At 56.1% G+C, this 303-nt stretch carries 1 protein-coding gene; it reads right to left on the minus strand.

All coding sequences use genetic code 11. The features are described from left to right. Positions 1-303: FAD-dependent oxidoreductase (locus MXD62_RS08275; RefSeq protein ID WP_248828814.1), on the minus strand; the 303-nt coding region annotated here is incomplete at both ends.

The following is a 303-nucleotide window of genomic DNA, read 5'->3' on the forward strand; positions in this document are numbered from 1 at the left end:
CGGCATCCGGACAATCGTTCCCAGCTCTTTGGTCAAACCGTCGATTCCCGCTTGTTTCCCGGCAACAACGGCCTCTTCCACTTTTGATGGATGAACGCTGGCATTCGGTTCAACTCCGCCGATGCGGATCATCAAAGTGGCTGCTTGCAGATGGCCCAGCTCGTTTCCAAACAGAACGCCGCCGCCGGCCAGTGCAGTCAGATTGGCTTCCCCGCTGGCATCGACAAATGCAGTCGCTTCGATGGTAAAGATACCTTCATGGTCGACGCAATCGATCGCCCGGATACATCCGTTATCCACGTG

The organism is Frankia sp. Mgl5, assembly GCF_023242985.1.
Taxonomy (GTDB): domain Bacteria; phylum Actinomycetota; class Actinomycetes; order Frankiales; family Frankiaceae; genus Parafrankia; species Parafrankia soli.